The organism is Acinetobacter sp. AOR01_HL (genome assembly GCF_027855455.1).
Classification (GTDB): domain Bacteria; phylum Pseudomonadota; class Gammaproteobacteria; order Pseudomonadales; family Moraxellaceae; genus Acinetobacter; species Acinetobacter baumannii.
Map to the genome: position 1 here is coordinate 96307 of NZ_JAKTIM010000014.1, position 25883 is coordinate 122189.

General features: G+C 38.3%; 27 protein-coding genes and 1 pseudogene. 19 read left to right on the forward strand and 9 right to left on the reverse strand.

Annotation, left to right across the window (positions count from 1 at the left end; translation table 11 throughout):
- Positions 1–2 precede the first annotated feature (2 nt).
- The 5 genes from MKL62_RS02855 (at position 3) to MKL62_RS02875 (ending at position 5547) form a co-directional block, all read left to right on the forward strand.
- Positions 3–1085, forward strand: coding sequence for a TPM domain-containing protein (locus MKL62_RS02855; protein ID WP_002062201.1), 1083 nt, complete (start codon positions 3–5; stop codon positions 1083–1085).
- Positions 1079–1639, forward strand: coding sequence for a TPM domain-containing protein (locus tag MKL62_RS02860; protein WP_000258951.1), 561 nt, complete (start codon positions 1079–1081; stop codon positions 1637–1639). The genes MKL62_RS02855 and MKL62_RS02860 overlap by 7 nt, the downstream gene beginning before the upstream one ends.
- A gap of 344 nt (positions 1640–1983) precedes the next feature.
- Entirely contained in the window at positions 1984–2445 is a 462-nt protein-coding gene (locus MKL62_RS02865) for a pilin (RefSeq protein WP_002062166.1), read from the forward strand.
- Positions 2446–2501: 56 nt separating this feature from the next.
- On the forward strand, positions 2502–3812 hold the full coding sequence (locus MKL62_RS02870) for an O-antigen ligase family protein (RefSeq protein WP_002062173.1): 1311 nt from the start codon (positions 2502–2504) through the stop codon (positions 3810–3812).
- A gap of 106 nt (positions 3813–3918) precedes the next feature.
- Positions 3919–5547 (forward strand): PglL family O-oligosaccharyltransferase, encoded by a 1629-nt coding sequence (locus tag MKL62_RS02875; protein WP_002062192.1) that lies wholly within the window; start codon positions 3919–3921, stop codon positions 5545–5547.
- A gap of 40 nt (positions 5548–5587) precedes the next feature.
- Here MKL62_RS02875 and bfr read toward each other — a convergent pair whose 3' ends face one another.
- The 7 genes and pseudogenes from bfr to gmk form a co-directional block, all read right to left on the reverse strand.
- Positions 5588–6052 carry a heteropolymeric bacterioferritin subunit Bfr gene (gene bfr, locus MKL62_RS02880; protein WP_000678123.1) on the reverse strand — a complete coding sequence of 155 codons (465 nt, stop codon included), beginning with the start codon at positions 6050–6052 and terminating at the stop codon, positions 5588–5590.
- A gap of 244 nt (positions 6053–6296) precedes the next feature.
- Positions 6297–6491 carry a bacterioferritin-associated ferredoxin gene (locus MKL62_RS02885; RefSeq protein ID WP_000289091.1) on the reverse strand — a complete coding sequence of 65 codons (195 nt, stop codon included), beginning with the start codon at positions 6489–6491 and terminating at the stop codon, positions 6297–6299.
- Positions 6492–6700: 209 nt separating this feature from the next.
- Positions 6701–7084, reverse strand: a complete 384-nt coding sequence (locus tag MKL62_RS02890) for a RidA family protein (protein WP_000090000.1) — start codon at positions 7082–7084, stop codon at positions 6701–6703.
- Between the two features lie 120 nt (positions 7085–7204).
- Positions 7205–9310, reverse strand: coding sequence for a RelA/SpoT family protein (locus MKL62_RS02895; RefSeq protein ID WP_001117590.1), 2106 nt, complete (start codon positions 9308–9310; stop codon positions 7205–7207).
- Between the two features lie 39 nt (positions 9311–9349).
- Positions 9350–9480 (reverse strand): annotated as a pseudogene (locus MKL62_RS02900) (hypothetical protein).
- A 38-nt stretch (positions 9481–9518) separates the two neighbouring features.
- A complete protein-coding gene (rpoZ, locus tag MKL62_RS02905; protein ID WP_000135049.1) occupies positions 9519–9797 on the reverse strand; it encodes a DNA-directed RNA polymerase subunit omega in 279 nt (92 codons plus the stop codon).
- A 72-nt stretch (positions 9798–9869) separates the two neighbouring features.
- Positions 9870–10499, reverse strand: coding sequence for a guanylate kinase (gene gmk, locus MKL62_RS02910; protein WP_000015937.1), 630 nt, complete (start codon positions 10497–10499; stop codon positions 9870–9872).
- A 122-nt stretch (positions 10500–10621) separates the two neighbouring features.
- Between gmk and ispH the strand changes: the two genes are divergently transcribed.
- The 12 genes from ispH to rplS all read left to right on the forward strand — a co-directional run bounded on the left by ispH (position 10622) and on the right by rplS (position 21688).
- Entirely contained in the window at positions 10622–11572 is a 951-nt protein-coding gene (gene ispH, locus MKL62_RS02915) for a 4-hydroxy-3-methylbut-2-enyl diphosphate reductase (RefSeq protein WP_000407064.1), read from the forward strand.
- A gap of 169 nt (positions 11573–11741) precedes the next feature.
- Positions 11742–12215 carry a pilus assembly FimT family protein gene (locus MKL62_RS02920; protein WP_001214065.1) on the forward strand — a complete coding sequence of 158 codons (474 nt, stop codon included), beginning with the start codon at positions 11742–11744 and terminating at the stop codon, positions 12213–12215.
- Positions 12209–12769, forward strand: coding sequence for a type IV pilus modification protein PilV (gene pilV, locus MKL62_RS02925; protein ID WP_002194578.1), 561 nt, complete (start codon positions 12209–12211; stop codon positions 12767–12769). The genes MKL62_RS02920 and pilV overlap by 7 nt, the downstream gene beginning before the upstream one ends.
- On the forward strand, positions 12770–13771 hold the full coding sequence (locus MKL62_RS02930; RefSeq protein WP_000079197.1) for a PilW family protein: 1002 nt from the start codon (positions 12770–12772) through the stop codon (positions 13769–13771).
- The gene (locus MKL62_RS02935; protein ID WP_000149376.1) at positions 13768–14586 is read left to right on the forward strand and encodes a PilX N-terminal domain-containing pilus assembly protein; all 819 of its coding nucleotides are present in this window, start codon (positions 13768–13770) and stop codon (positions 14584–14586) included. Before MKL62_RS02930 ends, MKL62_RS02935 begins: the two co-directional genes overlap by 4 nt.
- Positions 14587–14597: 11 nt before the next feature.
- Positions 14598–18443 (forward strand): PilC/PilY family type IV pilus protein, encoded by a 3846-nt coding sequence (locus MKL62_RS02940; RefSeq protein ID WP_025469982.1) that lies wholly within the window; start codon positions 14598–14600, stop codon positions 18441–18443.
- A 12-nt stretch (positions 18444–18455) separates the two neighbouring features.
- A complete protein-coding gene (locus MKL62_RS02945) occupies positions 18456–18938 on the forward strand; it encodes a type IV pilin protein (RefSeq protein ID WP_001046423.1) in 483 nt (160 codons plus the stop codon).
- Positions 18935–19360, forward strand: a complete 426-nt coding sequence (locus tag MKL62_RS02950; protein ID WP_005127886.1) for a type IV pilin protein — start codon at positions 18935–18937, stop codon at positions 19358–19360. Before MKL62_RS02945 ends, MKL62_RS02950 begins: the two co-directional genes overlap by 4 nt.
- 146 nt (positions 19361–19506) lie before the next feature.
- A complete protein-coding gene (gene rpsP, locus MKL62_RS02955) occupies positions 19507–19758 on the forward strand; it encodes a 30S ribosomal protein S16 (RefSeq protein WP_000260334.1) in 252 nt (83 codons plus the stop codon).
- 19 nt (positions 19759–19777) lie between these two features.
- A complete protein-coding gene (gene rimM, locus MKL62_RS02960) occupies positions 19778–20326 on the forward strand; it encodes a ribosome maturation factor RimM (RefSeq protein ID WP_000189236.1) in 549 nt (182 codons plus the stop codon).
- A 45-nt stretch (positions 20327–20371) separates the two neighbouring features.
- Positions 20372–21112 (forward strand): tRNA (guanosine(37)-N1)-methyltransferase TrmD, encoded by a 741-nt coding sequence (trmD, locus tag MKL62_RS02965; protein ID WP_000464599.1) that lies wholly within the window; start codon positions 20372–20374, stop codon positions 21110–21112.
- A gap of 207 nt (positions 21113–21319) precedes the next feature.
- Positions 21320–21688, forward strand: a complete 369-nt coding sequence (gene rplS / locus MKL62_RS02970) for a 50S ribosomal protein L19 (RefSeq protein WP_000014562.1) — start codon at positions 21320–21322, stop codon at positions 21686–21688.
- A gap of 52 nt (positions 21689–21740) precedes the next feature.
- Here rplS and MKL62_RS02975 read toward each other — a convergent pair whose 3' ends face one another.
- Positions 21741–22682: a lipase family alpha/beta hydrolase gene (locus tag MKL62_RS02975; RefSeq protein WP_097355459.1), complete on the reverse strand. Its 942-nt coding sequence runs from the start codon at positions 22680–22682 to the stop codon at positions 21741–21743.
- Positions 22683–22796: 114 nt separating this feature from the next.
- Positions 22797–23828, reverse strand: a complete 1032-nt coding sequence (locus MKL62_RS02980) for a lipase secretion chaperone (protein WP_001189457.1) — start codon at positions 23826–23828, stop codon at positions 22797–22799.
- 153 nt (positions 23829–23981) lie between these two features.
- On the opposite strand from MKL62_RS02980, the gene truB reads away from it, so the two are divergent.
- Together truB and MKL62_RS02990 are read left to right on the forward strand one after the other, a co-directional pair.
- Positions 23982–24887 carry a tRNA pseudouridine(55) synthase TruB gene (gene truB / locus MKL62_RS02985; protein ID WP_000208689.1) on the forward strand — a complete coding sequence of 302 codons (906 nt, stop codon included), beginning with the start codon at positions 23982–23984 and terminating at the stop codon, positions 24885–24887.
- Between the two features lie 19 nt (positions 24888–24906).
- Entirely contained in the window at positions 24907–25683 is a 777-nt protein-coding gene (locus MKL62_RS02990) for a sulfite exporter TauE/SafE family protein (protein ID WP_000525222.1), read from the forward strand.
- Positions 25684–25883: the final 200 nt, after the last annotated feature.

The following is a 25883-nucleotide window of genomic DNA, read 5'->3' on the forward strand; positions in this document are numbered from 1 at the left end:
GCATGAGAAATACTATATTGCTTCAGCCTAAGCAAATTAGGGTATTCGTTATTACCTTAATTGTTCTCTGCTGTGGTGTTCTGTTTCAGAATGCGGCTTGGAGTGAGAATAATATTGCCACTGCTACCGATGAAACGGATACGGTAGTGGCAGGCAAAATTATTCAACAGCAGCAAGCTCAAGCATCTAAGCCTCAAATAAATTCTCAGGCAGCTTCGAGTGTCACACCTCAAACGCAAGTTGCAAATGATATGGCTGATGGTGAATCAATTCGCGGTTTACCAACATTAAATCAACCTGTCATTGATCAAGCTAAAGTTTTGAGTGAAACCGAAAAACAACAGCTTAGCCAGAAAATCTTAAATCTTTACCAACAAGGTAAAGCACAAATAGGTATTGTGATTGTACCGACTACAGGTCAAGAAGATATTTTTGATTATGCTTTGCGAGTAGGTGAAAAATGGCAACTCGGTTCGAGTAAACGAGATAATGGCTTACTTATTGCAGTTGCAATTAATGACCATAGAATACAGATTCTAACTGGATACGGTTTAGAAGGAGTATTACCTGATATTGTTGCAAGTCGAATTATTCGAAATCAAATTACCCCTTATTTTAAACAAGCCCAATATGCTCAAGGACTAAATGCAGGACTTGATGAAATTGGAAGAATTTTAAATTTAGATCCGGAAGTTGCTCAGCAAGCTGCTCAAGATTTAAAAGAACGCCAACATCAAGCTGCCGAAGAACAACAAGCCAAACAAACAACGCTTACAATGGCTTTATTTATTCTTGTTGCTGGGGTTGTGGGATCATTTATTGTTGGTCGACCACTTAGCGCGTCAACAGCTGGCGTTGCGGCAGCGGTAGCTGGTTTTGTAAATGGTGCTGGCGTAATAATGAGTTTACTACTGGGTTTTGGTATTTTCTTTTTACTCATAACTTCAATTGCCCAACTGATTTTACAGGCTATTCTGAGTGGAGCTGGTGGCGGCGGACGCGGAGGAGGCTTTGGCGGTGGTGGCGGAGGCTACGGTGGCGGCGGTGGACGTTTTGGCGGTGGAGGTGCTTCAGGCTCATGGTAACAACATCAGAAACAACCCAAATTATTACTCAGCCAAAAATTGAGGAATCTGTAGAGCCAAGTTTAAAACGTTGGTTTAAGCATTTTTGTTATTTACCAGCAAGTAGCCGATATTTCTCCAAACAAGATAAACAAGTTATTGCTGAGGCTGTACAGCAAGCAGAGCATGGACACGTTGGCGAAATACAGGTTGTCATAGAAGGCCATATCCCATGTTCACAAGCGTATAGACAAAATACACGTTTAAGAGCCCAGCAATTATTTGCAGAACTGGGTGTTTGGGATACAGAGCTCAATAGTGGTGTATTGCTCTATTTAAATCTGTGTGAACGCACAGTAGAAATCATCTTTGATCGTGGGATTAGGAGTGCAACTACTGAACAAATATGGCAGCAGATTTGTAAGTCGATTGTAGAGCAGCTTCAACAAAAGCAATATCAGAAAGCGGTAGTTACAGGAGTTCAGCAAATTGGAGAAGTGATGGCACGCTTTTACGATGAAAATATGCCAGATCAATTAAATGAATTAGGTAATGCACCTATCATTATCAATTAAATGATTGACTCAAAAATTTAGTTGTTTTTTTTAAAATTTTTGCTCAATAAGGTGGCTGACAAAAAATGTCACCTATTTGATTATTTTTATAGAGATTTTTATCACATTCGTTATTAAAAAAATGAAATAGACAATAAATTAATTTTTATCGGTGATCCAGTCCTACTAAATTCCTAGTGACAATTTTTGTCAGTTAATTACAGCTTAAGCTACTAAAATAAGACACAATAAATTGTAAGTTTATGTTTTTTAACAATAATAAAAGTTGGCATGGTTGCTGCAATATATTTGATAGCTGAAAAAGCTTATATAAAAACATACATACAATCTTTGGGGAAAAGGCTATGAATGCACAAAAAGGTTTTACATTAATCGAACTTATGATCGTGGTTGCCATTATCGGTATTTTGGCGGCAATTGCGATTCCTGCGTATCAAGACTATATCGCTCGTTCTCAAGTTAGTGAAGCTATGGAGTTAGCTAGTGGATTGAAGGGAGCTGTTGCAGAGACTTTTAGTCAAGATGCTACTTGCCCAACAAATGGTACTAATGGAATTGCTACTGCTACTGATATTAATGGTAAATATGTTGCTTCTGTAACCACGGCAGGTAACGCTACTGCCTCAGGTGGATGTACAATTACTGCAAAAATGCGGGCAACTGGAGTTTCAAAAGGTATTCAAAATGGAGAGCTTATTCTAACTCTTAGTAATGCAGATAAAGGTTCAAATGTGTGGAGTTGTACTTCAACTGGTCCAAACAAAATTGAACAAAAGTACTTACCTAAATCATGTACTTCTTCATAATATTACTGTCCTAAAAAGAGAGGTTTGCCCTCTCTTTTTTATTAAAGAAAATAAATATGTTAGTAAAAAATATTACTTCTTTTGGAGTGGTAATTTATCTTATTACAGCACTATTGGGATATCGAATTGGCTGGTCTGTCTTTCAATATGATGAACTACGTCTATTACAATTTCCTTTAGCACTATGCGCTTTATTAATTTTACTTCTTACAAAAGAAATAAAATTTTCAATTTTCACCCAAATTACTTTTTTTATTATTGGTGTATTCATATTAATTCAACACATAAATTGGGGAATTTTTGAGTTTCAAGAGCTTTGGTCTGCGATAGCATTACTATTTATATTTTCTGCTTTAACATATGAGTTAAGGAATATAAAAAATATAGAACATGGTGTTGCACTAATTGTAGTTTCAGCGATTATTCCATGTTTATTTATTTTGATTTCTATTTTTAATTTTATTATCCATCAACAATGGTTTGATTGGCAGTTTAACTCTGGCACGATTCGGATTTATGATAGTGTTATTGTTCCCTTATTTTTCTTCTTGATCTATCTAAAAAATAAAAAATATCTTTATATCTCTTATTTTTACCCTATAGCAATTTTCTTTTTTGCTTTAGCATGGTTTTTTGATGGAGCTAGGTCCGCTTTACTTGCGGTAATGACAGGATTACTAGTTCTCTTTATATACTCTAAAGAAAATCGAAAGCTTATTTTGCAAAGCTGTATTTATATTTTTTTAGCTTTTTTTGTTTATAAAATTACTATTTTTTTAGCTGAAAAAAGTACAATGACTGTAATACGAGCGGGGACATCGCTGCGCGCAGAAATGTGGAAGTTTGTATTTGAACAATGGAAACAGCACCCATTTACTGGGGTTGGTGGTGGATACTTGTCTAAAATACAGTATGCGTATGGACATCATATACATAATCTATATTTAAGACTTATTTTTGAATGGGGCATTATAGGTCTCATATTCTGTATATGGATGTTGACCCAATTAATTGGTTTATTTAAAGATAAAACTGTTTCACTAATTTTGAAAGTTGGTGTGATCGCCGTTTTAGTTGATGCAATGTTCTCAGGTAGTATGGTGTACCCAGCGTCACAAATTGCCTGTGTATTATTTATAGCTTTTACTTTTTCTCATAGAGAGTTAACTTCTAGTTCCCAATATTCTTCTAGGTCGACAAAAATACTGATTGCTTTATGGGGAGTTTTATTCTTATACATCACAATAATGTATTTAGGGCAAGATTTAACTTGTTGGAGTTGCGGAAGCTATGGAGGACGAATGGCTCCAAACTTTTGGTTTTATGGTGGTGCGGAGCACTTAGTACCAGCTTCAAAAATTCCTTAACTTTTGAAGTAAAATTTATCAAAGCCATTTCATATAGACTCATACATTTTTCTTTAGGGTTCCATGTATAATTTCACCCATTTCTAATAGTCTCAAACCTGTCACTATGCAAGTATTCTTTCTGTCCCTCGCAGCAATTTTGTTGGGTTTTGCGTGGTTATCACCATTCCACTATAACCCTTGGGTAATGTTTTCTAGTGAAATGGGTACTTTTGCGGCAGGTTTAAGTGTCTTAGCTGCACTTTTTTATCAAAATATAAAAATTCCGCGGGCACAATTATTACTATTGCCATTTATTTTAGTTCCAGTGGTGCAGTGGGCTTTTGGTCTAGTTTTTGATTTTAGTACAGCTTTGTTAAGTTCACTTTACTTATTAGGCTTCTGGTTTATGGTTGTGGCGGGTTATAACTTGTCACTAGATCAACAAAAGCGAGATCAAATTTTTACAGGCTTTAGCCTATTACTGATTATTGTATCAATTGCGACCAGTTTTATTGCGATATGCCAATGGTTAAATATTGAGTCTCATTTTGTGCATATGTTGCATTTAATTGGTAACCGTCCTTACGGCAACTTTGGTCAACCTAACAATATGGCAACCTTTCTGATTATGGGGCTATTAGGTTGTCTATTTTTATATGAAAAGAATAAAGCAACAGTTTGGTTACTTTTCCCTTCAGCACTCATTATTTTGTTTACAATCGCTTTAAGCCAATCAAGAACGTCTTGGGTCGTTTTTCCATTTTTACTTATCTATTGGATAGTTAAACTATTTGGAAAACAAAAAAGATTTGGTTTTATTCAAGGGTTCTTGTGGTGCGCTGGTTTTTTTGTAATAGCTGGCGTGATTCTGCCATTTGCTACTAGTTTAATTGAAGCATGGTCAAGCACTGATGTAACCCAAGCAAGTAGTTTAGTTGAAAGAGCAAGCTCTGGATATTTACGTTTTAATATCTGGACCCAAATGCTACTTGCTGTACAGCAGCATCCTTGGTTAGGGTATGGTTGGAACCAAACCAGTGTGGCGCAAATGTCAGCCTATGCTCTTTTTCCAACAACTGAGTGGACGACCAGTGCCCATAATATTTTATTAGATCTCATCATCTGGAACGGTATTCCAATAGGTATAATCATTATTGCTTACTTTGCATGTTGGTTCCTTTGGCTAAACCAGCAGGCTAAAGAAACTATCTCAATTATTGCAATTATGATGGTGTGTACCGTACTCATTCATGCCATGTTAGAGTTTCCTCAACGCTACGCTTATTTCTTACTTACTTGTGGTTTCTTATTAGGCATAATTCAGGCACAGACACCTGTACTCAAAGGTATTGTACTCAACAAGCAGGTTCTTCGATTAATTTGGGGAATAAGTGTAATACTTCTGGTAGCAATTTGGCGTGACTATAATGTCTATGTCACAAATAGTAATTTGCTGTTTAAGAATAAACAGCCAAATGCTGAGATTTTAGGAAGTAATCAGATTTTTATTTTAACGCAGTTTGAGCAGCGTCTAAAATGGATTGAGATGAAGCCTGAAACTACTTTATCTGATGCTGATTTAGCAGTGTGGGGTAATTTTGTGAAGAATAAAGCGACGCCTTATAACTTGCGTAAATATGCCCAGCTACTTGCCTATAATGGAAAAGTAGAGCAAGCTGAGCAACAAATATTTATTTTGCAGCATCTTTATCGACAGCAAATAACTTTGGCAGAGTTGTTAAAAGATAAATAAAAAAATCCCCTTGAGTACAAGGGGATTTTTTTATGAGGAATTACATTTGGCTTTGGATATAATTTTCGATACCAACACTGCCAATAAGATCAATTTGAGTATCTAACCAATCCCAATATTCTTCCTCTTTTTCTAAGATTTCTTGTACCAAATCACGCGTTACATAGTCTTGTTCGGTTTCGGCTAAAGCGACCGCTTTCTGAATTGCTTCAATATTTTCTTTTACTTTACGGATGTCACATTGCAGAACTTCTTCTGTGTGTTGACCGATATACAATTTACCTAAGTGTTGAAGATTAGGGAGACCTTCTAAAAATAAGATACGCTCAATAATTTTATCAGCATGCTTCATTTGGCGAATTGATTCTTTATATTCGGCAGAACCGAGTTGTTCAATTCCCCAATCATTAAACATACGAGAGTGTAAAAAGTATTGATTAATTGCAGTTAAATGATGATACAGCACTTGGTTGAGCTGATTAATGACATCACGATTGCCTTTCATTGTAGCTACTCCAAAACAATTTCTGCCTTAATTCAATTAAGGCAATCTATAAATTCATTTTAGTGAACAATCATGGATATGGCGAGTAATTTATGGAACAGCAAATGAAAATCGCAATCAAAAACAACACAATATTGGTAAATGTGAATTTCCTTCCAAAAAAAACCGCTTCAATGAGGAACATTTAACGTTCCGCAAAAAGCGGTGGAGGAGTCAATAAATTTTTGTTAAATATTAATTTTTATTATGCAGCTACAGAAATGCGAGCAGCAATTTCTGCTAATTCTTCACTAATAATAGCACGTGCTTCTGGTGCACAGCGTCCACAGCAAGTACCAAGATCAAGCAAATCGCGAATTTCACGATAGCTTTCAGCGCCATTTTCAATAGCGTCTTTAATATCCTGATCGGTAATGCCACGACACAAGCAAACGTACATGGGAGTGATCCCCAAATATAAATGCGATAATTGATATTATTGATAATTATTATCGTTTGTCAATGAAATTCATTTAAAATCTCATTTATCATTATTGGGATTTTGGATAAAAAAATACCACCTAAGCGGAAATCTGAGAGTTACTCAGCTTTTTAAGCTGGGGTGGTATCTAATTTTAGAGCTAAATAATTTCTAGTTAATATTTTATCTTACTGATTAATAATAACAATTCCATCCATTTCAACTAAAGCCCCTTTAGGCAGGCTTGCTACACCAAGTGCAGCACGAGCTGGGTATGGTTGAGCAAAATATTCGCCCATAATTTGGTTAACGAGTTGGAAATTAGATAAATCAGTAAGAAAAATATTGAGCTTTGCAATATCTGCAAGTGTGCCGCCTGCAGCTTCACATACTGCTTTAAGGTTATCAAAAACACGGCGGATTTGAGCTTCAATACCGTCTACAAGTTCCATACTGTAAGGATCTAAACCAATTTGCCCTGATAAATATAGTGTGTTACCTACTAAAATGGCTTGAGAATATGTGCCGATGGCAGCAGGGGCATTTTCAGTATGAATGACTTGACGGGACATTTGGTTCTCCTTGATTAAATCTTTTTTCATCATAATCGATGATACGTTTTGACAAAAGTATCATCGATTTAATTGATTAAGTACTTCTAGAAGTTAGATTTTAGTAAAGCAGAACAAATTTTAGCTGACTTTGGAAATTTCCATTTGTGGAGCAGGGGCGTCTAGACGCTCAATACGTGGGAAGCCATAGTGCATTCGTAAATCACGAATGACTTTTGCAATATGTTTACGGTTGTTTACTACGATATTGACGAAAGTACGCTGTTCGTTGGAATGTACCATTTCTACCCCAGCATTATTTTTACGACATTGGTAGATGAGGTCTGATACCTGTTCATCATTCATTGCCATATAAATCGCAAGGTAAGCAGTAAAACGTACATCATCTACGTCATCTGCTTTCCATTGAAGCGGCATAATGTTTTCTGGGTGTAAATGTTGTTCATGAAGCAAATTATGACAACGAATACGATGCACAATTAAACCACGTCGTGTTAAATGGCCTTGAATTGGGTCGCCTAAAATAGGATTACAACAGTGGGCATATTTAACATCAATGCCTTCAGTTCCTTGAATTAGTCGATCTGAATTTTCTGCTCGAGGATGCTTGTCATTTGCAAACAAATGGTTAGCTACAAGTTGAGGAAGTAAATCTCCAACAGCAATTTGCTCAAATAATGCATCTTTATTATCAATATGACGCCATTGTAAGAGATCTAACCAATCTGCATCTGAAAGGTCGTTAATAGAACGATTAAAGAGTTTCAAAGCTCTTGAAAGTGCTTGGGCACCAACTAAACGTTGTTCTTCAATATCTTGGTCTTTGAGTACGTGCTGTAAAGCACGACGGGCTTTTTGAGTGTTAATGAAGCTCAGCCAATCTGGATTTGGCGTTGCTAAAACGTCAGTAATAATCTCAATAACCTGCCCACTAACTAATGGTGTAGAAAGTGGCTTAATTTCACCATCAACTTTCGCACCTACCGCATGGTTGCCTAAGAAGAGACTAGCTGAATAGGCAAAATCAACTACTGTGGCACCTTGTGGTAACTCATGTAACTGGCCGTGTGGTGTGTAAACCCAAATTTTTTCTTGATGCAAATAATCAAGTAAGTCATTAAAAGTCGTTTTAGCGCACTCACCATCAATGAGTGTATTTAGGTTCTGCATGGAAGCTTGAATGGCAGAGCGGCAAGTTTGTGGAGCATTTTCGCCGAGTACTACACCGAAACGTGCAGCTTTACGCATCAACTCAGTTTGAATAGTGAGCGATAAGGTAGTTTTTTCACCCTTAAGCTTGATCATTAATGACTGATTACCACCTGGTAATGGTCGGCGAATATGATCTTGATATTGGATGACTTGAAAATTTTCTTTTAATGCTGCTACTAAACGGTCACAGTCTGCAATGGATTGCAAAACGATTTCAAAGGCATGGCTATGAGTAAGTTCTTGTAAATCCATTTCATTTTTTACGAAATGGCGTAAGAGCTCAATATTATTATTTTTCTTTTTAATTCGACCTTGAATATGATAATTGTGGAGAAGCTCCGCAAGATTTTGTTCCCAGATACTTTGGTATTTACATCGTTCTGGTTTGGTTTGAAGCAACGCATTTTGAACGTTATCAAACATATCTAAATCAAGATTTTGATAACATAAATTTTCAAGGTTATCGGCCATTTCATTCATGCCGACTAATCTTGCCATCGGTACGAAAATATCAAAGGTTTCTTGAGCAATACGAGCACGCTTATCAGGACGTAAGGCGCCCAATGTGGTCATATTGTGGTAGCGATCAGCTAGTTTAATAATAATGACGCGTGGATCTTGCAAAGTAGCTTGTAGAATTTTTCTAAAAGAAGCAGCTTTATTATATTCTTTATCGCTCGACTGGCTTAGTTTGGTTACGCCATCAACAAGCTCTGCAACTGTTTGTCCAAATCGCTCAATAATATCGTCTTTTGTATATTGAGTATCTTCAATGACGTCATGTAAAAGTGCAGCCATTAATGTTTCAGGATCCAGACGCATATTCGCTAAAATACAGCTAACCGCGATAGGATGCAGTATATAAGGTTCTCCGCTTTTACGGGTAATACCAGTGTGTGCCAGATCTCCAAAATCGCAGGCAGCAAGCACTTTTTCGACTTCACTTACCGATAAGTAAGGGTCGATAATTAATTTGAGCTGTTGCTTGGCTTGGCTGACCTCTTCGCCTGGCATAGACCACCCTTTTTCTGTTGCTTAAAAAACTAAATCTATCTACTTCTTAATGAAAAGCATATTGCGGAACTTGTCAATTTTTTCGATTGAAAAAGTGTATTTTTTTTTCAATGAAAATAATTGCTTTTACCAATATGTTTTAAATATGCATAAGCCAAATAAAAAACCATCGCAAAAAAACGATGGTTTTTTATAGAAACAGGAGTAATTAGAAAGAAAAACCTTCTAAATTTAAGCTGTTTGTAGAAAGGGCAAGATCAAGACTAGAAGTTTGGTAATCTTGCTCACGTTGTTTAAGAATTTCTTTCGTTACGTGACCTACAGCGATTTCACGTAAAGCAACAACTGTTGGTTTGTCGTTATCCCATTCTACAGTTGGCTCCATGCCTTGACGTGCCAATTGACGAGCACGTTTACTTGCAACGAGCACAAGCTCAAAACGGTTGTCTACATGATCTAAACAATCTTCAACGGTGACGCGTGCCATAAAAGTTCTCGTTTTGGAATGGTAAATTTGAACAGACTAAATAGTATAAAAGGCTTTCGTTCCAGACTCAAGTTATTCCTGTTTTGGTTGTGGAGTAATCAAGTCTTGAATTAGATTTTGATGTCTTTTTGCCTGTTGAGATAAGACTAAACGATTTGCTGTAATGACGGCTTCAAGCTCATGTAAGGCTTTATTAAAGTCATCATTAATGATGATATAGTCGAAATTTACATAATGCTGCATGTCTTCAACAGCACAGCTTAAGCGGTGTTCAATAACTTCAACAGAGTCTGTACCACGGTTAGATAAACGTTGACGTAAATCGAATTGAGTAGGTGGTAAAATAAAGATCTGTTTAGACTCAGGAAACAGCTTGCGTACTTGCTCTGCACCTTGCCAGTCAATTTCAAGCAAGACATCATGTCCTTGAGCTAACTGTTGTTTTACGGTTGCTTGTGAAGTGCCGTAGTAATTACCAAATACTTCAGCATATTCGATAAATCCACCTTGGTTCACTTGGTCTAAAAATTCATCTTTTGTTGTGAAGTGATAGTGAACACCATCTAACTCACCTGGTCGTTGACCTCGGGTAGTATGCGAAACTGAAACATGTAAATTGCTCACACGGTCAAGTAGGGCTTTCACCAAAGATGTTTTGCCCGTTCCTGATGCAGCAGAAACGACAAACAATAGACCCGACATGATATTTTTCCTGATATGATAAAATATCTTCGCTATTGTAGTGTACCGTGCGTTTAAACTGAATAGTTTTAACTGCAAATATTTACGAGAAGTTCCCCTGTTTTATTAATTTTGAGGCTGTTATGGAAATTGTGTTAGCTAATCCGCGTGGTTTTTGTGCCGGTGTTGATCGAGCCATAGCAATCGTCAATCGGGCTTTGGAATGTTTTAATCCTCCTATTTATGTACGTCATGAAGTTGTACACAATAAATTTGTGGTAGATGACTTACGCCAAAGAGGGGCTGTTTTCGTTGATGAGCTGGACCAAGTGCCAGATGATTCTATTGTAATTTTCAGTGCGCACGGTGTTTCAAAGGCAGTTCAGCAAGAAGCAGAGCGTCGAGGCTTAAAAGTTTTTGATGCGACTTGTCCATTGGTGACTAAAGTACATATTGAAGTAACTAAATATGCTCGCGAAGGGACAGAAGCTATTTTAATTGGTCATGAAGGGCACCCAGAAGTTGAAGGTACAATGGGACAATATGACAAATTAAAAGGTGGCGATATTTATCTGGTTGAAGATGAGGCTGATGTGGCAGCACTCGAGGTTAGACATCCGGAAAAATTAGCATTTGTTACGCAAACGACCTTATCTATTGATGATACAGCAAAAGTGATTGATGCTTTGCGTGCGAAATTCCCGAATATTCAAGGTCCGCGTAAAGATGACATCTGTTATGCAACTCAAAATAGACAAGATGCAGTACGTGACTTAGCTGAAAAATGTGATGTTGTGCTGGTTGTTGGCTCACCTAACTCGTCAAATTCGAATCGTTTACGTGAGCTTGCTGAGCGTATGGGGAAAGCTGCTTATCTAGTAGATAATGCAGATCAACTTGAACAATCATGGTTCAATGATACTTGTAAAATTGGTGTTACAGCGGGAGCTTCAGCTCCAGAAATTTTAATTAAGCAAGTGATTCAACGTTTACAAGATTGGGGAGCTCAGGCGCCTAAAGAATTAGAAGGACGTGAGGAAAATATTACTTTTAGTCTTCCTAAAGAATTACGTATTCATGTGACCCAAGCATAAAATGTGACTTATTTAACATACTGATTTTAAATAGTTAAACAGATAATTGTTAACATGACAGTTATCTGTTTTTTTATACCCTTTGTCTGTTTTGTATTTGTTTTGTAATTTGTAAAAGTAAAATTTAAATAAGAAATAAAAAATTTTAGTTTTATTTGGGGTTCTGGGGATGAGGGGAATTATTCCGCAAGAAGGGTTCACCTTGGTCGAGCTAATGGTGACGATTGCGGTCATGGCTATTATTGCACTGATGGCTGCGCCATCAATGTCAAATTTATTAGAAAGTAAACGTTTAGATGCTAATCAAAGAGACTTAATCAACACTTTATCAGAAGCGAAAAGTCAGGCAATTTTAGGCCGTCAGAATGTTTCTGTTAACTTGAACTCAACAGCTTCAAATACACCCACTTCATTAAATTGGCAGACAGCTTCTAATAATACTCTTGAGCTAAAAAATATAGCCGCTGATGGTACGCAAAGTTCTTTAACGACTACCACTTTAGCTTTTAATGCAAATGGAGTAGTGGCAAATATAACTCAAGATACGCTTTTATCTATTTGTAATTCTAGAATAAATAAAAAGAAAGTCATTATTTTGACCAAGCTTGGCACTTTAGTTTTTAAGGCCGAGGAGACTTGTTAATGCATCACTATAAGCAAAAAGCCCAAGCTGGGGTGGGCTTACTCGAAGTTTTGGTTGCCTTAATTTTACTTGCTATTGGAGTTTTAGGTTATGTTGCCTTGCAGCTAAGAGCTATGGATGCCTCTTCAGAAGCATTAAGTAAATCTCAAGCCATTCTAGTGATGAGGGGATTAGCAGAAAATATCCGTACAAATAGTACTCAAGCTAGCCAGTATCCTACATTTGTGCGTAGTTATAGCAACTATACATCTGATACTCCTGCACCCACGTCATGTTTTAACTCTCTATGTACTGCCTCCCAACTTGCTCAATTTGATGCCTATCAAGCAGCTAGAAATGCTAATCAACTGGGTATGAGAATTACGATGTCAAATTGCCCTGGCGTTACAAATACAATGGTGCAACAACGCCAGTGCCTATTTGTCTTTTGGGGTAAAACTGCGCCAGTGATTACTACAAATGGAACAAATACTAGTGTGGATGTTTCAAGTTGTATGAGTAATAACGGTGTTTACGTGAATAATTCAACTTGCTTAATGATGGAGGCATATTAAATGGCTCAATCATTTATTTCTAATAAAGAACAAGGTTTTACCTTGATTGAACTTATAGTCGCCTTAGCTTTAGGCCTAATATTAGTGGCTGCTGCAACACAGCTATTTATTGGAGGGCTTTTATCGAGCCGATTGCAAAAGGCCAATGCTGAAATCCAGGACAGCGGTATTTTTGGTTTGGAATATATGGCACGTGATATACGGCTTCTAAATTATGGAAATGTTGTAAATCCACAATTAACAGATACAACGCCTTGGGGAGGTATTGTATTAACAGGTTCAACAGCAACAAATGCCAACAATATTAATTTTATTCCAAAAGTTGATACAAATACTTATATTCCGGAAGCGTTATTAAGCCGTGGTGCAGGTGATACGGTAAGTACAGTGAATAACCACTGGAAAGGTCTTTCAAATATACAGAATAGTTCAAATGCTGAAGTACAAAGCGATCAACTGACTATTCAATTCATTGCCCCGACCAATATGACTAATTGTGAAGGTGTGAATGTGTTAGCGGGGGACCTAATAGTTCAACGGTATTTTTTACGTGTTGATAATAATGGTAGCTCTCAACAGGATTATGCACTTGCATGTGATGCGAATACCCCTGCGGTTAGTGCTACAGCGCAACCTGATATCGTTAATGGATTAGGAGATGCAGGGCAAATTATACTGCCTCGTATTGACCATTTTCATGTCTTATTAGGTGCGAAAAACGCAGCTGGTAATTTTGCTTATTACACAATTCCTCAGTATCGGGTGGCTGCACAAGCTGCTCGAGATGCGAGTCCAGCTGTGGCTGCTCCAAGAATTCTGTCAATACAAATATCGGTATTAGCCCGTTCTACAAATAATGCTCAAAATAAGGCAATAGACCCTAATCAGTCTTTTCTTATGCTAGATCAGAATGTGCATGCTGCCGATAACAGAACTCGCTTTTTGCGACGCGTATATAGCGTGACAATTGCTTTACGCAATGCAATGGGGGAAACAATATGACCCATTTAAATTATAAAAATATTAAAGGTCGATCTAAGGAAACGGGTGCCACACTTATTGTTGTACTTATTATTTTATTGATTGTTATTTCTGTCGGGGTTTTGGCAATAAGAGTAGCGATTGTTTCTCTAAAAGTTGCAACTAATAGCCAAGTTGGCCAATTAAACTTTCAATCTTCAGATACTCCGTTAGAGCTTATTGTACAGATGAACCCAACCACATTGACAAATATTACCAATGTGATTGGAGCAGCACTGAAAGCACATGAAAGTAACCCTGGTGCGGAATATAACTTTTGCTATAAACCAACTTCTACATCTGTAAGTTTTGCTCAAACTCGGGGGGCAAGTTTGCTTCGAGCTGGCAGCGCTAATAATGCTGTGGTTGAAGATGGTGGAGTAGCAGGTTTCTGCGATTTAACAAGTGACTATGGGAGTAATCGTCAAGCGGTAGTTACTCAAGTTGCTGTCAGTATCCCAACCGATGCCATGGCTGATATTCCGGGTTCAAATCTACCTCGGGACATAAATCTTTCCGAAGGAACCCAACTTCCTAAAAGCATGCTATCTACGCAACGTATTCGGGTTATTACAACAGCGTTTTTACCTGCTTATGCCTCGACTTCTTTAGAAACTCTGCAATCTGATTGCTTAAGTACGAGTTCCGCAAAAATTAGTGACAACTTTGATAGTGCATTAACGGATAAGCAAACCCTAGCTGATTGTTTGGCAAACTATAACGTACCTTTTAGTACTCAAGTTCAAGAATTTAACTATACCAATAAGCTGACTGAAATCACGGCACCAGGTTCATAATGGGGAATATCATGAAACTAAAATTGAAGAATTTTAAGCCAAATAATTTATGGTATGCCGTCTGTTCAAGCTCAATGATATTCACATGGCTGATGACAAGCTCTGTGGTGCAGGCAAGTGATTTACAAATTTATGCCTCACCTACAGCAGGTAAAAAAACAATTGTGATGATGTTGGATACATCAGGAAGTATGACCAACAATAGTTATGGTGAAAACCGCTTAGCCATGCTTAAAAATGGTATGAATGCTTTTTTGGCTAGCAATAACCCTGTCTTAAATGATACGCGAGTAGGTTTAGGAAATTTCTCGGCAAATGGTGACAGCCGAAGTGGACAAATTTTAGTGGCTGCTGCTCCTTTAGGTGATGCAAGTACTTTAAATACGGTAGGCTCACAACGTTATAAATTAAAACAAGCTGTTGCTAATTTAAAATCAGGGGGCACGACACCTTCAGCCCATGCTTATGCTGAAGCAGCTGCTTACTTAATGGGAACAACCACATATTCAGAAACGAATTATGCTATTCGTAAAGAGAGTTATATTAAACGTGTAAGAAGATTTGATAATAAAACTGAATACTCTTCTTGCACTAATTCTTCACAAATTGATATTAATACCTTAAGTCAATCATGTCGTTCTAATGGCTGGAGTAGCTGGACCACGTTCAATCCAGGAGTAAATACATTAACAGATTATGAGACTTCATCTGACTGGACTTATTACTATACTTATTACTACACCACTTTTAATTATGCTGTAGCAAATGCAGATAGCGGTATTCCAAAATCTAAATCAAACGATACAGCTAGCAATCCGAATATTGTTGTAGACCGAAATGCTACTAACTCCAATGCAGTGTATCAGTCACCTTTACCTGCAGTAGCGAATCGTCAGAGTTGTGATGGACAAGGTATTTACTTCTTATCGGATGGCGAACCGAACAATACAACAAATACACGTTCGGCAAGTGTTATGTCGACTGCTTTAGGTAGTACTTTTGGAGCTGATTTTAATTGTTCTGGAGGTTTATCTAACACTACGGCAGACTCTGGTTGGGCTTGTATGGGGGAGTTTGCAAAAAGATTATTTGATAAAACAAAGAATCCTGCCGGAGTCTCTATTCAAACAGCATTTGTCGGTTTTGGTAGTGACTTTTCTAGTTTGAGTTCTTCTGATGTAAAAAATGCCTGCCGTTTAAGTTCGAGAACCCAGTCTGACCGAAAAGGAGATGATGCGTGTTCACCGAATCAATCTACAAATGCGGTAGCTGCACCAGGTTATGGAAATGGTGGTTTTTTCCCTACTCAGAGTTCACAAGGTGTAACAGACAGCGTTATCGCATTTATTAATAATTTAGATAAAGTTCCTTTAGAACCCTTAACCACAGGTGCTATCTCAGTTCCATATGATGCATTGAATCCCAAAAATTTACAGGAATATGGTTATTTACGAGCTTTTGAGCCAAATCCAGCTAACACGTACTTAACATGGCGTGGAAATTTAAAGAAATATCATGTTGTTTTATCTGGAGCGAATGCAGGTGCTTTTGAGGCCAATTCTGGCGGATTAGTCTACAATGCAAGTGGGGCTTTTAGGACTGGAACAAAGGATTATTGGAATAGCTCTACTTATACTGACGGAGGCAAAGTCTTTTTAGGTGGTTCATATGCGAATGTGCCTTTACCCATTGCTGGGCAACCTGAAACACGTGATGCAGAAGGAAATATCACAAAATATTATTACGCAGTACAAAGTAAAATCCGCAACTTATTTACTGATGTTTCCGCCGTTGCAGCAGATGGTAGCTTAACGAAAATTTCAACTTCTGGAACTAATTTGCTAAAAATTCCAGCTGTTCCACCAGAAGGAACTAATCCTTTTGATACGGTGGCTAATACAGCAAGTTATGTTTTAGGTAAATTTGATCCATCAACTGGACAAAATATTTTAAAAGCTTTTCCTATAAGCTTGAAATTAAAAATATTAAATTATTTAGGTTATTCAACAGATATTAATGCAACAACTCTGCCTTCATCTTTGGTTACATCGAATGAACCTTATTTATCGATGGGGGGAAGTATTCACTCTTTACCGGTTCAACTAACCTACAATGGAACACTAGATGATAATGGGAATTTAACATCTGCCCGAGAACAATCCATCCTCTATGGAACCATGGAAGGCGGGTTACATATTGTGGATGCTTCATCTGGTATTGAGCAAATGGTCTTTGTTCCTGCAGATATTTTAAATGATTCAGTTGCTTCCAAAGCTTTAGTTGTTGGTCAAAGTGATGCTTCAGCTCCCGCTCATGGTATGGACGGAGCTTGGGTATCTGATCCAGCCTATAATATTACTACAGTGGGAAGTGGTAGCTCGGCAGTATCAAAAGTAACTGCAAAGCAAATGAATATTTATGGCGGCATGCGCATGGGGGGAAGTAGCTACTACGGACTAGATGTATTAAGCCCTACTTCACCGAAACTGCTTTTTAGAATAGGGGCAGACCAGACTGACTATAGCCGTATGGGTCAAAGCTGGTCTAAACCCGTACTCGCGAACATCCGTTATAACGGTTCTATTAGACGCGTCCTGATTGTTGGCGGTGGTTATGATCAGTGTTATGAAAAACCAAATATTACGTTGACTGACGCTTGCTTTACCAATGGAAAAGCAAAAGGAAATGCTGTCTATATTATTGACGCAAAAACTGGTCAGCGTTTGTGGTGGACAAGTGATACAGGTTCTAATACTGATAACGCCAATATGAAGCATAGTATTGTTAGCCGTATTAGTACTTTAGACCGTGATGCTGATGGCTTAGTCGACCATCTATATTTTGGAGATTTAGGCGGACAAATTTTTCGCGTGGACCTTAATAATAATCAGACAAAAACCAATTCGACCTATAGCAGTTTTGGTGTCAGAGTTGTGCGTTTAGCGAATTTAGCAACAAATGATTCAACTTATGATGGCACAAATGATTATACAGGTGGGAATGCTCCTCGTTTTTATGAGCCTCCAACAGTAACGATCCACGATTATGGAATTCACACTTTTATTACAGTAGGTATTGCATCAGGAGACCGTAGTACACCTTTAGACGTTTACCCACTCACAGGCCGTGAAGGTATGACGCCTGCAAGTGCATTAAGTGGACGTCCTGTAAATAATGTATATGGAATTATTGATAGAGACTTTGTTAAAAAGAACTTAATGTCTTTAACTGATAATCAGCTTGAAACAAAAGATATTACACGGACAGGCTTAAGAAAAAATCCACAAATTCTAAGAACAGGTGAAACAAGAGTAGCTCAAATTTTCTTCCCCACTACAGGAGTAGGTAAAGGTGGTTGGTATCGCTCGCTTTCTAGTACGAGCGATGGTACAGAAAAAGCTAATAATAGTTTTCGTATTAAAGGAGGACTCAAAGCTTTTGAGGAACCAATGGCAATTACGGGTAATTTAATTATTCCAGTTTATGACCCTCAAGGAACGGGAATTGTTGCGGCAGATCCTTGCCTACCTCGTGTTGTGGGAGAAACAGACCGACAAACTTATTGTTTACCATTTGGTGCTTGTCTTAATCCGGATGGAACCATTAATTCAAATAAAGAAAACCCGAGCGGGTTTCAAACAAAAACTGGTAGTAACTGTCCAGCTGGAGTCTCTGAATGTAATACAAATGTCATTGGTGCAGGTATTCGTAATATCACATTTGTTCCAAAAAGAGATGAACCTCCTGTGACTAATAGTTGTGGCAAATTACAGCTGTCTGGAAACGAGAACGGAACAGGTGAGTGGCAGTGTACAAGTCATTTACTTCCTGTGCGCTGGTATGAGCGCTATCGCTAGAAGGAACAGCTTATGAATAAATACTCTATTCTACGGTTCAATCAGGGGGTTACCTTGATTGAGCTTATGGTCGTGATTGTTATCGTTGCTATTTTTGCTTCAATTGCTATCCCTTCATATCAAAGTTATAGCCGTAGAGCTACTGCATCTGCGGTTAAAAGTGAAATTTTGAAATTAGCTGAACAATTAGAACAGCATAAATCAAGAAATTTTACTTATAGGGGTTTTACCACAACCTCTATAACCCTACCTCGCGGGGGATATACGATTCAGATTACTGATGATACGACCACAGGTAATTTATTAACAAATTCTGCTGCTAATGGTCAAACATGGGTAATTAGAGCAACCACAACAGATTCGAGAAATTTTAATTTTATTGCTAAAAATTCAGGTATACGTTGTCAAAGTTTAACAGTTACAGCCGTTGATAATGATTGTGGTGGAACGACTACTTGTAATACATGTGAAGCGAACAGTGAGGTTTGGCAGTGAAGAATGGTTTTTCTTTAATTGAAATTATGGTCGTGGTAGCAATAGTTGCAATTTTAGCGGCTATAGCCACCCCTTCATATTTACAATATTTGCGTAAAGGACATCGTACTGCTGTTCAATCCGAAATGATGAATATTGCGCAGACATTAGAATCTCAAAAAATAGTAAATAACCGTTATCCTTCGGATGCGACCATACAGTCGATTTATGGTTCTAATGTGAGTCCTATACAAGGTCAGGCTCTATATAAGTTAGCTTTTGCAACTCTAAATGATTCAACTTGGGTACTTACTGCAACACCTATTTCTACTAGCTTACAAGCAGGTGATGGAATTATTTGTTTAAATGACCAAGGGCAAAAATTTTGGGCAAAAGGTGCCACAGTTTGTGCATTATCTGCTTCATCGAGTTGGACCGAGTAATTTAAATTCAAAACTGCGGATAACTCAAAATTTAATCTTTCTTTCAGGGTGAAAATCACGTAGAATATCGCCCTCTATGAAAGGGGTTTGAAGTGTTGCCGATGGTCGGTGCAGGGATAATCCGTAAGAATTATAAGGCTTTTATCATGGTTGTTATTCGTTTAGCACGTGGCGGCGCAAAAAAACGTCCATTCTATCAAATCGTTGTGACTGATAGCCGCAATGCACGTGATGGTCGTTTCATCGAGCGTATCGGTTTCTTTAACCCAACTGCACAAGGTCAAGCAGAAAAACTTCGTTTAGACGCAGACCGTTTTGCTCACTGGGTTTCTCAAGGTGCTCAACCTTCTGAACGTGTTGCTTCTTTGGCTGCTCAAGCTAAAAAAGCTACTGCATAATTATTGTAGTAGGTAGCCCATGACACCAACACAGAATGTTCCCGAAGATCGTATTCAGATTGGACAGTTACGTTCAGCTTATGGATTAAATGGGTGGCTCTGGGTGTATTCCAATACAGAACCCATGAGCAATATGTTTGACTACTTGCCTTGGTACATCGAGACCAAGGCCGGTTGGCAAATCGTTGATGTAAAACGTTGGAAACCACATGGCAAAGGCCTGGTTGTTGCTCTAAAAGGTGTGAGTGATCGCACAGGAGCAGAAAGCTTGGTTGGCGCTAATATCTGGATTGCTAAATCTCAACTGCCGAAAGCAGATGTAGATGAGTACTACTGGTCAGATTTGAAAGGCTTAACAGTGTTAGGTCTTGATGACGACGAACAGGAAGTGAACTTGGGGCAAATTCATGAGTTGTTTGAAACTGGAGCCAATGATGTGATGGTTGTACGCGCTACACCAGACAGCATTGATTCAGAAGAACGCATGATCCCGTGGCATAAAGATGTGGTGCAACGCGTTGATCTTGAAGCTGGTCGCATTTACGTCAATTGGGGCGTAGATTATTAATCCTTTTTATAGGATTAACGCAGCAGGAAAATAGAGGAGTCTGCGGTGTTTTTTGCAGTCATTACGCTTTTTCCTGAAATGTTTGAAGCGATTACAGCCTACGGGATTAGCGGGCGCGCAGCAAAACGTGACATAGTACAAGTCACTTGTATTAATCCACGTGATTTTGCTGAAGGGAATTACCGAAGAGTGGATGAACGTCCATTTGGTGGTGGCCCTGGTATGGTGATGATGGCGGAGCCTTTGGCAAAAGCAATTAACCATGCCAAACAACTTGCTTCGCAAGCAGGATGTGTTCATGTACCTGTGGTGTATATGTCTCCACAAGGCAAAACTTTAAATGAACAGGCAGTACAGCAGTTTGTCGATTATGATGGCTTAATTGTATTGTGTGGGCGTTATGAAGGCGTCGATGAGCGTTTGATCCAGCATTATGTTGATCAGGAATGGTCAATTGGAGATTACGTCTTATCTGGTGGTGAACTACCTGCCATGGTGTTGCTTGATAGTATTATTCGCCGTTTGCCGAATGTAATGTCAGATGAGCAATCAGCGATACAGGATTCTTTTGTAGATGGTCTTTTGGATTGTCCGCAATACACTAAGCCAGACCAGTTTGAAGGGTTAGAGGTTCCTGAAATTTTAAAGTCGGGACATCATGCCAATATTGAGAAATGGCGTTTTTTGCAGCGTTATCAACGAACTTTAGAGCGTCGACCTGAGTTGATTGAACAGGTTACGTTGACTAAGCAGCAAAAAAAATGGCTGTCAGATGAACAAGGGTAAGCACATCCCCTGTGTTTTTCTGAGCAAAAGATGAGAAGCTTTGCTTCGAATTAAAGCATAAGTCTATTTTTTATAGATTTATGTGTACTTAAGGCTCTTTACGGTTGTCGTAAAGGGAAAGTTAAACGGGTTGATATGCGCTTTAGCCTCTATCCCCAGCGGAAACTCAGGCCTCTTCTGACTCCGCACATATTGGAGATTCCCACAATGAGTGGTAAACATCCTTTAGTTCAAGCTATTGAAAATTCACAGTTAAAAACTGACCTTCCTGAATTTGCTCCTGGTGACACAGTAGTTGTTCAAGTTAAAGTAAAAGAAGGTGACCGTGAACGTCTTCAGGCATTTGAAGGTGTTGTAATCGCTAAGAAAAACCGTGGTTTGAACTCTGCGTTCACAGTACGTAAAATTTCTAGCGGTGTTGGTGTTGAGCGTGTATTCCAAACTCACTCACCAGTTGTTGCTAAAATCGAAGTGAAACGTCGTGGTGACGTTCGTCGTGCTAAACTTTACTACCTCCGTGACTTGTCTGGTAAAGCTGCACGTATTCGTGAAAAATTACCAGCTCGTAAAGCGTAAGCTTATAGCGAGTAAAAAATGCGCCTTTTGGCGCATTTTTTTGTTTTAAAGCTTATAATCCTTGAAGTTTTAAACGGTTAGCATGTTGACGGTAAACCGAGACAGGGTCTGCTGCAAAAATAGAACGTATTCCCATGACCTGATTGACTTCATCTAAATGATTCCAGTTATAGTCGTCACGAATAGTTTTACCAAATTTGGCACTGCATCGAGACACAAGCCCATCATTATCCCCAAATGGGTCAATCACTAGACTACTTCCTGTCAATGCCATGTCAAATGGATCTAATGGATTTGTGAGTGCTTTATTACCAGAGAATGAATACATATAGATTCCTTTCTCTTGATAAGCACCTTCACCACAAGACGTGGTAGGAACACCCATTGGAAATTGAGAATTAAAGTGTGCAGAGCCTTGAGTCGATAAACTGTGGGCACCTGCTAAGGAGTCATGCGGATAACTATTTGGGTCTAGACCTCCTGCCCAAGTAATTGCTGCGGAAAACCAGTTTACTAATGTTGCCAGTCCGGATAGAGGAGTACCCTCAACATTCAGGATGACATCTGCCATTGGCGATCCTTTGTGAGGTGCACCAATAGTAGTAAGCGAAGCGACTTTTTCAGGCATGATCCCAGCGACATAGCGAATTGTTGGTCCCCCGTGGCTATGTCCGATCAAGTTGACTTTAGGCTTTCCAGTAATGGCAATAATTTCTTCTACTTGTTGGGCAAGTTGTTCTCCACGAACTTCAGTTGAATTAAACGGAGAAACTCTTGTTGCCCAGACATTTCCTCCGTTACGTGCAAGATCAGGAAGAATCTGATACCAGTAGTCCAGACCAAGCGTATCTGTTCCAACTCGATTAAAACCCGCCATACCATGGTTAAAAACCAATGGATATTTGGTTTGTGCATAAGTTGAATAGACGAATGAGCTTTTGACTTGCTCTGCATTTGTGGCATGGGTTGCTGAAACACTCAGTCCTGAGAGTATTGCAGCACAGAAAAATATTAAGTTCCTTTTCATTTTTTACTCAATATTTTTATTTTGTATGAGAAGCAGCTTCTACTGCTGGATAAGGTTTGGCTCACTTTGAAATAGAAAAGCCTAGTAGTTAAAGGGTAGTTCACCTCCTTGGTCATGGACTGTTTCAAAAGTTCTAAGACGAAGCTGTTCTTGCGATGAGCTAAATTGTTGTTGGCGTAGTTGTTGAATAGCTTGTTTTTTAGCGCTGTCACTCATATTGCTATGTAGGACTTCATCACGTTGATTTAAGTAGCCAGTTACTCGCTGTTGCCACGCATTACGCTGTATATCTAAAGTTTCTAATCGTTGAGTTGCTTCGGCTCCAACAAGTGCTGTACGCATTTGCCGAAGTTCCTCTGCTGAACCATTGCGAGCTTTAATTTGTTTGGTCAGTGTGTGTAAATCATCAAGCTTTGAAAGTTCTTGTAGGTTTTCTTGCCAGTCTTCTGGTAATTGTTCAAAGCGCTCTTTGAGTTTTTTAGCTTTTTCAATTTCGCTTAAAGATGAATCTTCTAAAATCTTCATGCGATCTAATGTGTAGTTCTGATAAATGTCTTCTGTTGAAAATAACCCTTCAATTTCAGAGGCAGAGAAGAAACGTTTTCTTATATCTTGAATTGAACTGAAGATCTTTTGAAAATAATTTTGATCTTGTTGTTTAGATTGAGGCGGTTGAATTTGTGCAAGCTGCTCACGGTATTTTAAATAACGCGTCCACAAATCAATAATCTGTGAGCGGGCTGGTTCTAAATACTGATCTTGTATAAATTTCTCAAAATGAGTTTTAACTTGTTGTAAATTGCTCTCGCCATACTGCGTAATAAAATATTCAAAGCAGTCACGGGTTTGGCTATTCACAACTAAATGCTGTGAACTATTAATTTTTAATTGGCAGTTAACTTGAGTATCTTGCTGACTTTTACTCAAATAAGTATTTTCGTTTAATGGTGAATTTAAAGTAGATTGTGAAGTAGCTACCAACCTAGCTTCATCCTGATTTGGCTGAGGTGAAGTATTTTCCGAGTCTGGGCTTAGCCAATACACACATGCGATGAGGCTCAAAATAAAAAATCCGAGCACACACCACCATATCTTTTTCTGCATCCTTTGCATAAAGATATCTTCCTTAAGTTTTCATTTGTTGTTTTTTTACTCGATCATTAATGTGCCATAAAATAAGTGAAAAGGCACCTAAATATTATGAAAATATCTTGCTGAATTTGCTAACATGTCGGCACTTTTCTCTAGCTTTGTGTTCCAGTAAAAATGACGACAAAAAATCAAAAAATTTCTCGTCGCCATATCAGTGGTGTATTTCTTTTAAATAAACCATTAGGGCTAAGTTCTAACGCTGCTTTGCAAAAAGTGCGTTGGCTTTACCGTGCCCAAAAGGCGGGTCATACTGGTGCATTAGATCCATTAGCAACCGGTTTACTTCCTATTTGTTTAGGAGAGGCCACTAAATTCTCACATTACTTGCTGGACTCGACAAAGCGTTATCAAACTACTGTTCGATTAGGCCAAACTACAACAACAGGCGATGTTGAAGGCGATATTTTACAAGAACGTCCTATCCCGGTTCTTAGCAAAGAGCTTATTGAGCAAACTTTAGAAAAGTTTAGGGGCGATATTCAACAAGTTCCACCGATGTACTCGGCATTAAAAAAAGAAGGTAAGCCACTATATGAGCTGGCCAGAAAGGGTATAGAGATTGAGCGCGAGGCACGCCCGGTTACGATTTATGCCTTAGAACTTATTGAATTTAATGAAAATAGTATCACTTTAGATGTAACTTGTTCTAAAGGAACATATATTCGTGTGTTAGGTGAAGATATTGGTGAGGCACTTGGTTGTGGTGGTCATTTAACGATGCTTCACCGTATTCAAACTGGACATTTTGAACTCATCCCAAGTTATACCATTGAATATTTGGAAAGCTTAACGGAAGAGCAAAGAGAAGCTTTGCTACTGCCCGTATATGCTCCAATTGACCATTTCTTAAAAATTCAGGTTCCCGAAGGACGGGAAAAATATTTTTGTAACGGTCTAGAAAGCAATATTGATCATTCTGCAGAAGCAGAAGTGTTGGTTTTTTCGGGTGAACGCTGTCTAGGTTTAGCTGAAATTACCGATAAAAAACGGTTGGTACCTAAACGTATCTTAAATTTGTAGTAGATGTAGAGTATAAAACATGGGCATGGAATGGGATGTTATCCTTAGTTTGATCTTTTTTGCGTTTACTGCGGGAGCAATTGATGCTGCTGTTGGTGGCGGCGGACTCATCCAGATTCCCGGGATCATGAGCACTTTTCCTAACATGTCGACTGCTACGGTGATTGGTACCAATAAAGTCTCATCCATTTTTGGTACGGCATCGGCGGCTTATACATTTGCTAAAAAAGTAAAGTTGCAATGGAAGCTTTTAGCCGTTATTGCCATTTGTGCCTTGATTAGTTCTTTCGCCGGCGCGGCTTGTTTGTCGCTTATCCCTCAATCGGTATTGCGTCCTTTCGTTTTCGTAATGTTGATTGTGATTGCGATTTATACCCTAGTTAAAAAGAACTTCGGGCAAGTCCATACCGAGCAAAAAATTACCACGAAAATGCTCGTTTTAGCTGGTATTGGTAGTCTGGCGATTGGCTTTTATGATGGTATTTTCGGGCCGGGTACTGGTAGTTTCTTTATCTTTTTCTTCATTCGTTTTTTACAAGTCGATTTTTTACATGCTTCGGCGTTGTCAAAAATCGGTAATTTTATGACTAATTTAGCTGCGCTGAGTTTCCTCATCCCAACTGGTCACGCTATTTTACATATTGGTTTAATGATGGCAGCGGCTAACGTGCTAGGTTCTATTGTTGGGGTGCGTACTGCGCTTAAATACGGTAGTGGTTTTGTACGTATTATCTTTTTAATTTTGGTGAGTATCCTGATTTGCCGTTTGGGATATCAAATGTTTGTTACAGGTTAAATAAGATAAAAAGTATGAACTGTCCTGAGGAGTGGTTCATACTTTTATGTATCTTTTAAAATTAGAAATATAAAAAACATTACAGAAACTTACTAGAAAGAAAACTGTGTAAAAAATAGTCTCATTTTAAGCTACTTAAATAATATAAATTTTGCCGTACGATAAACCTTGAAATAAAAAAGATTTTTTAACTAAAAATG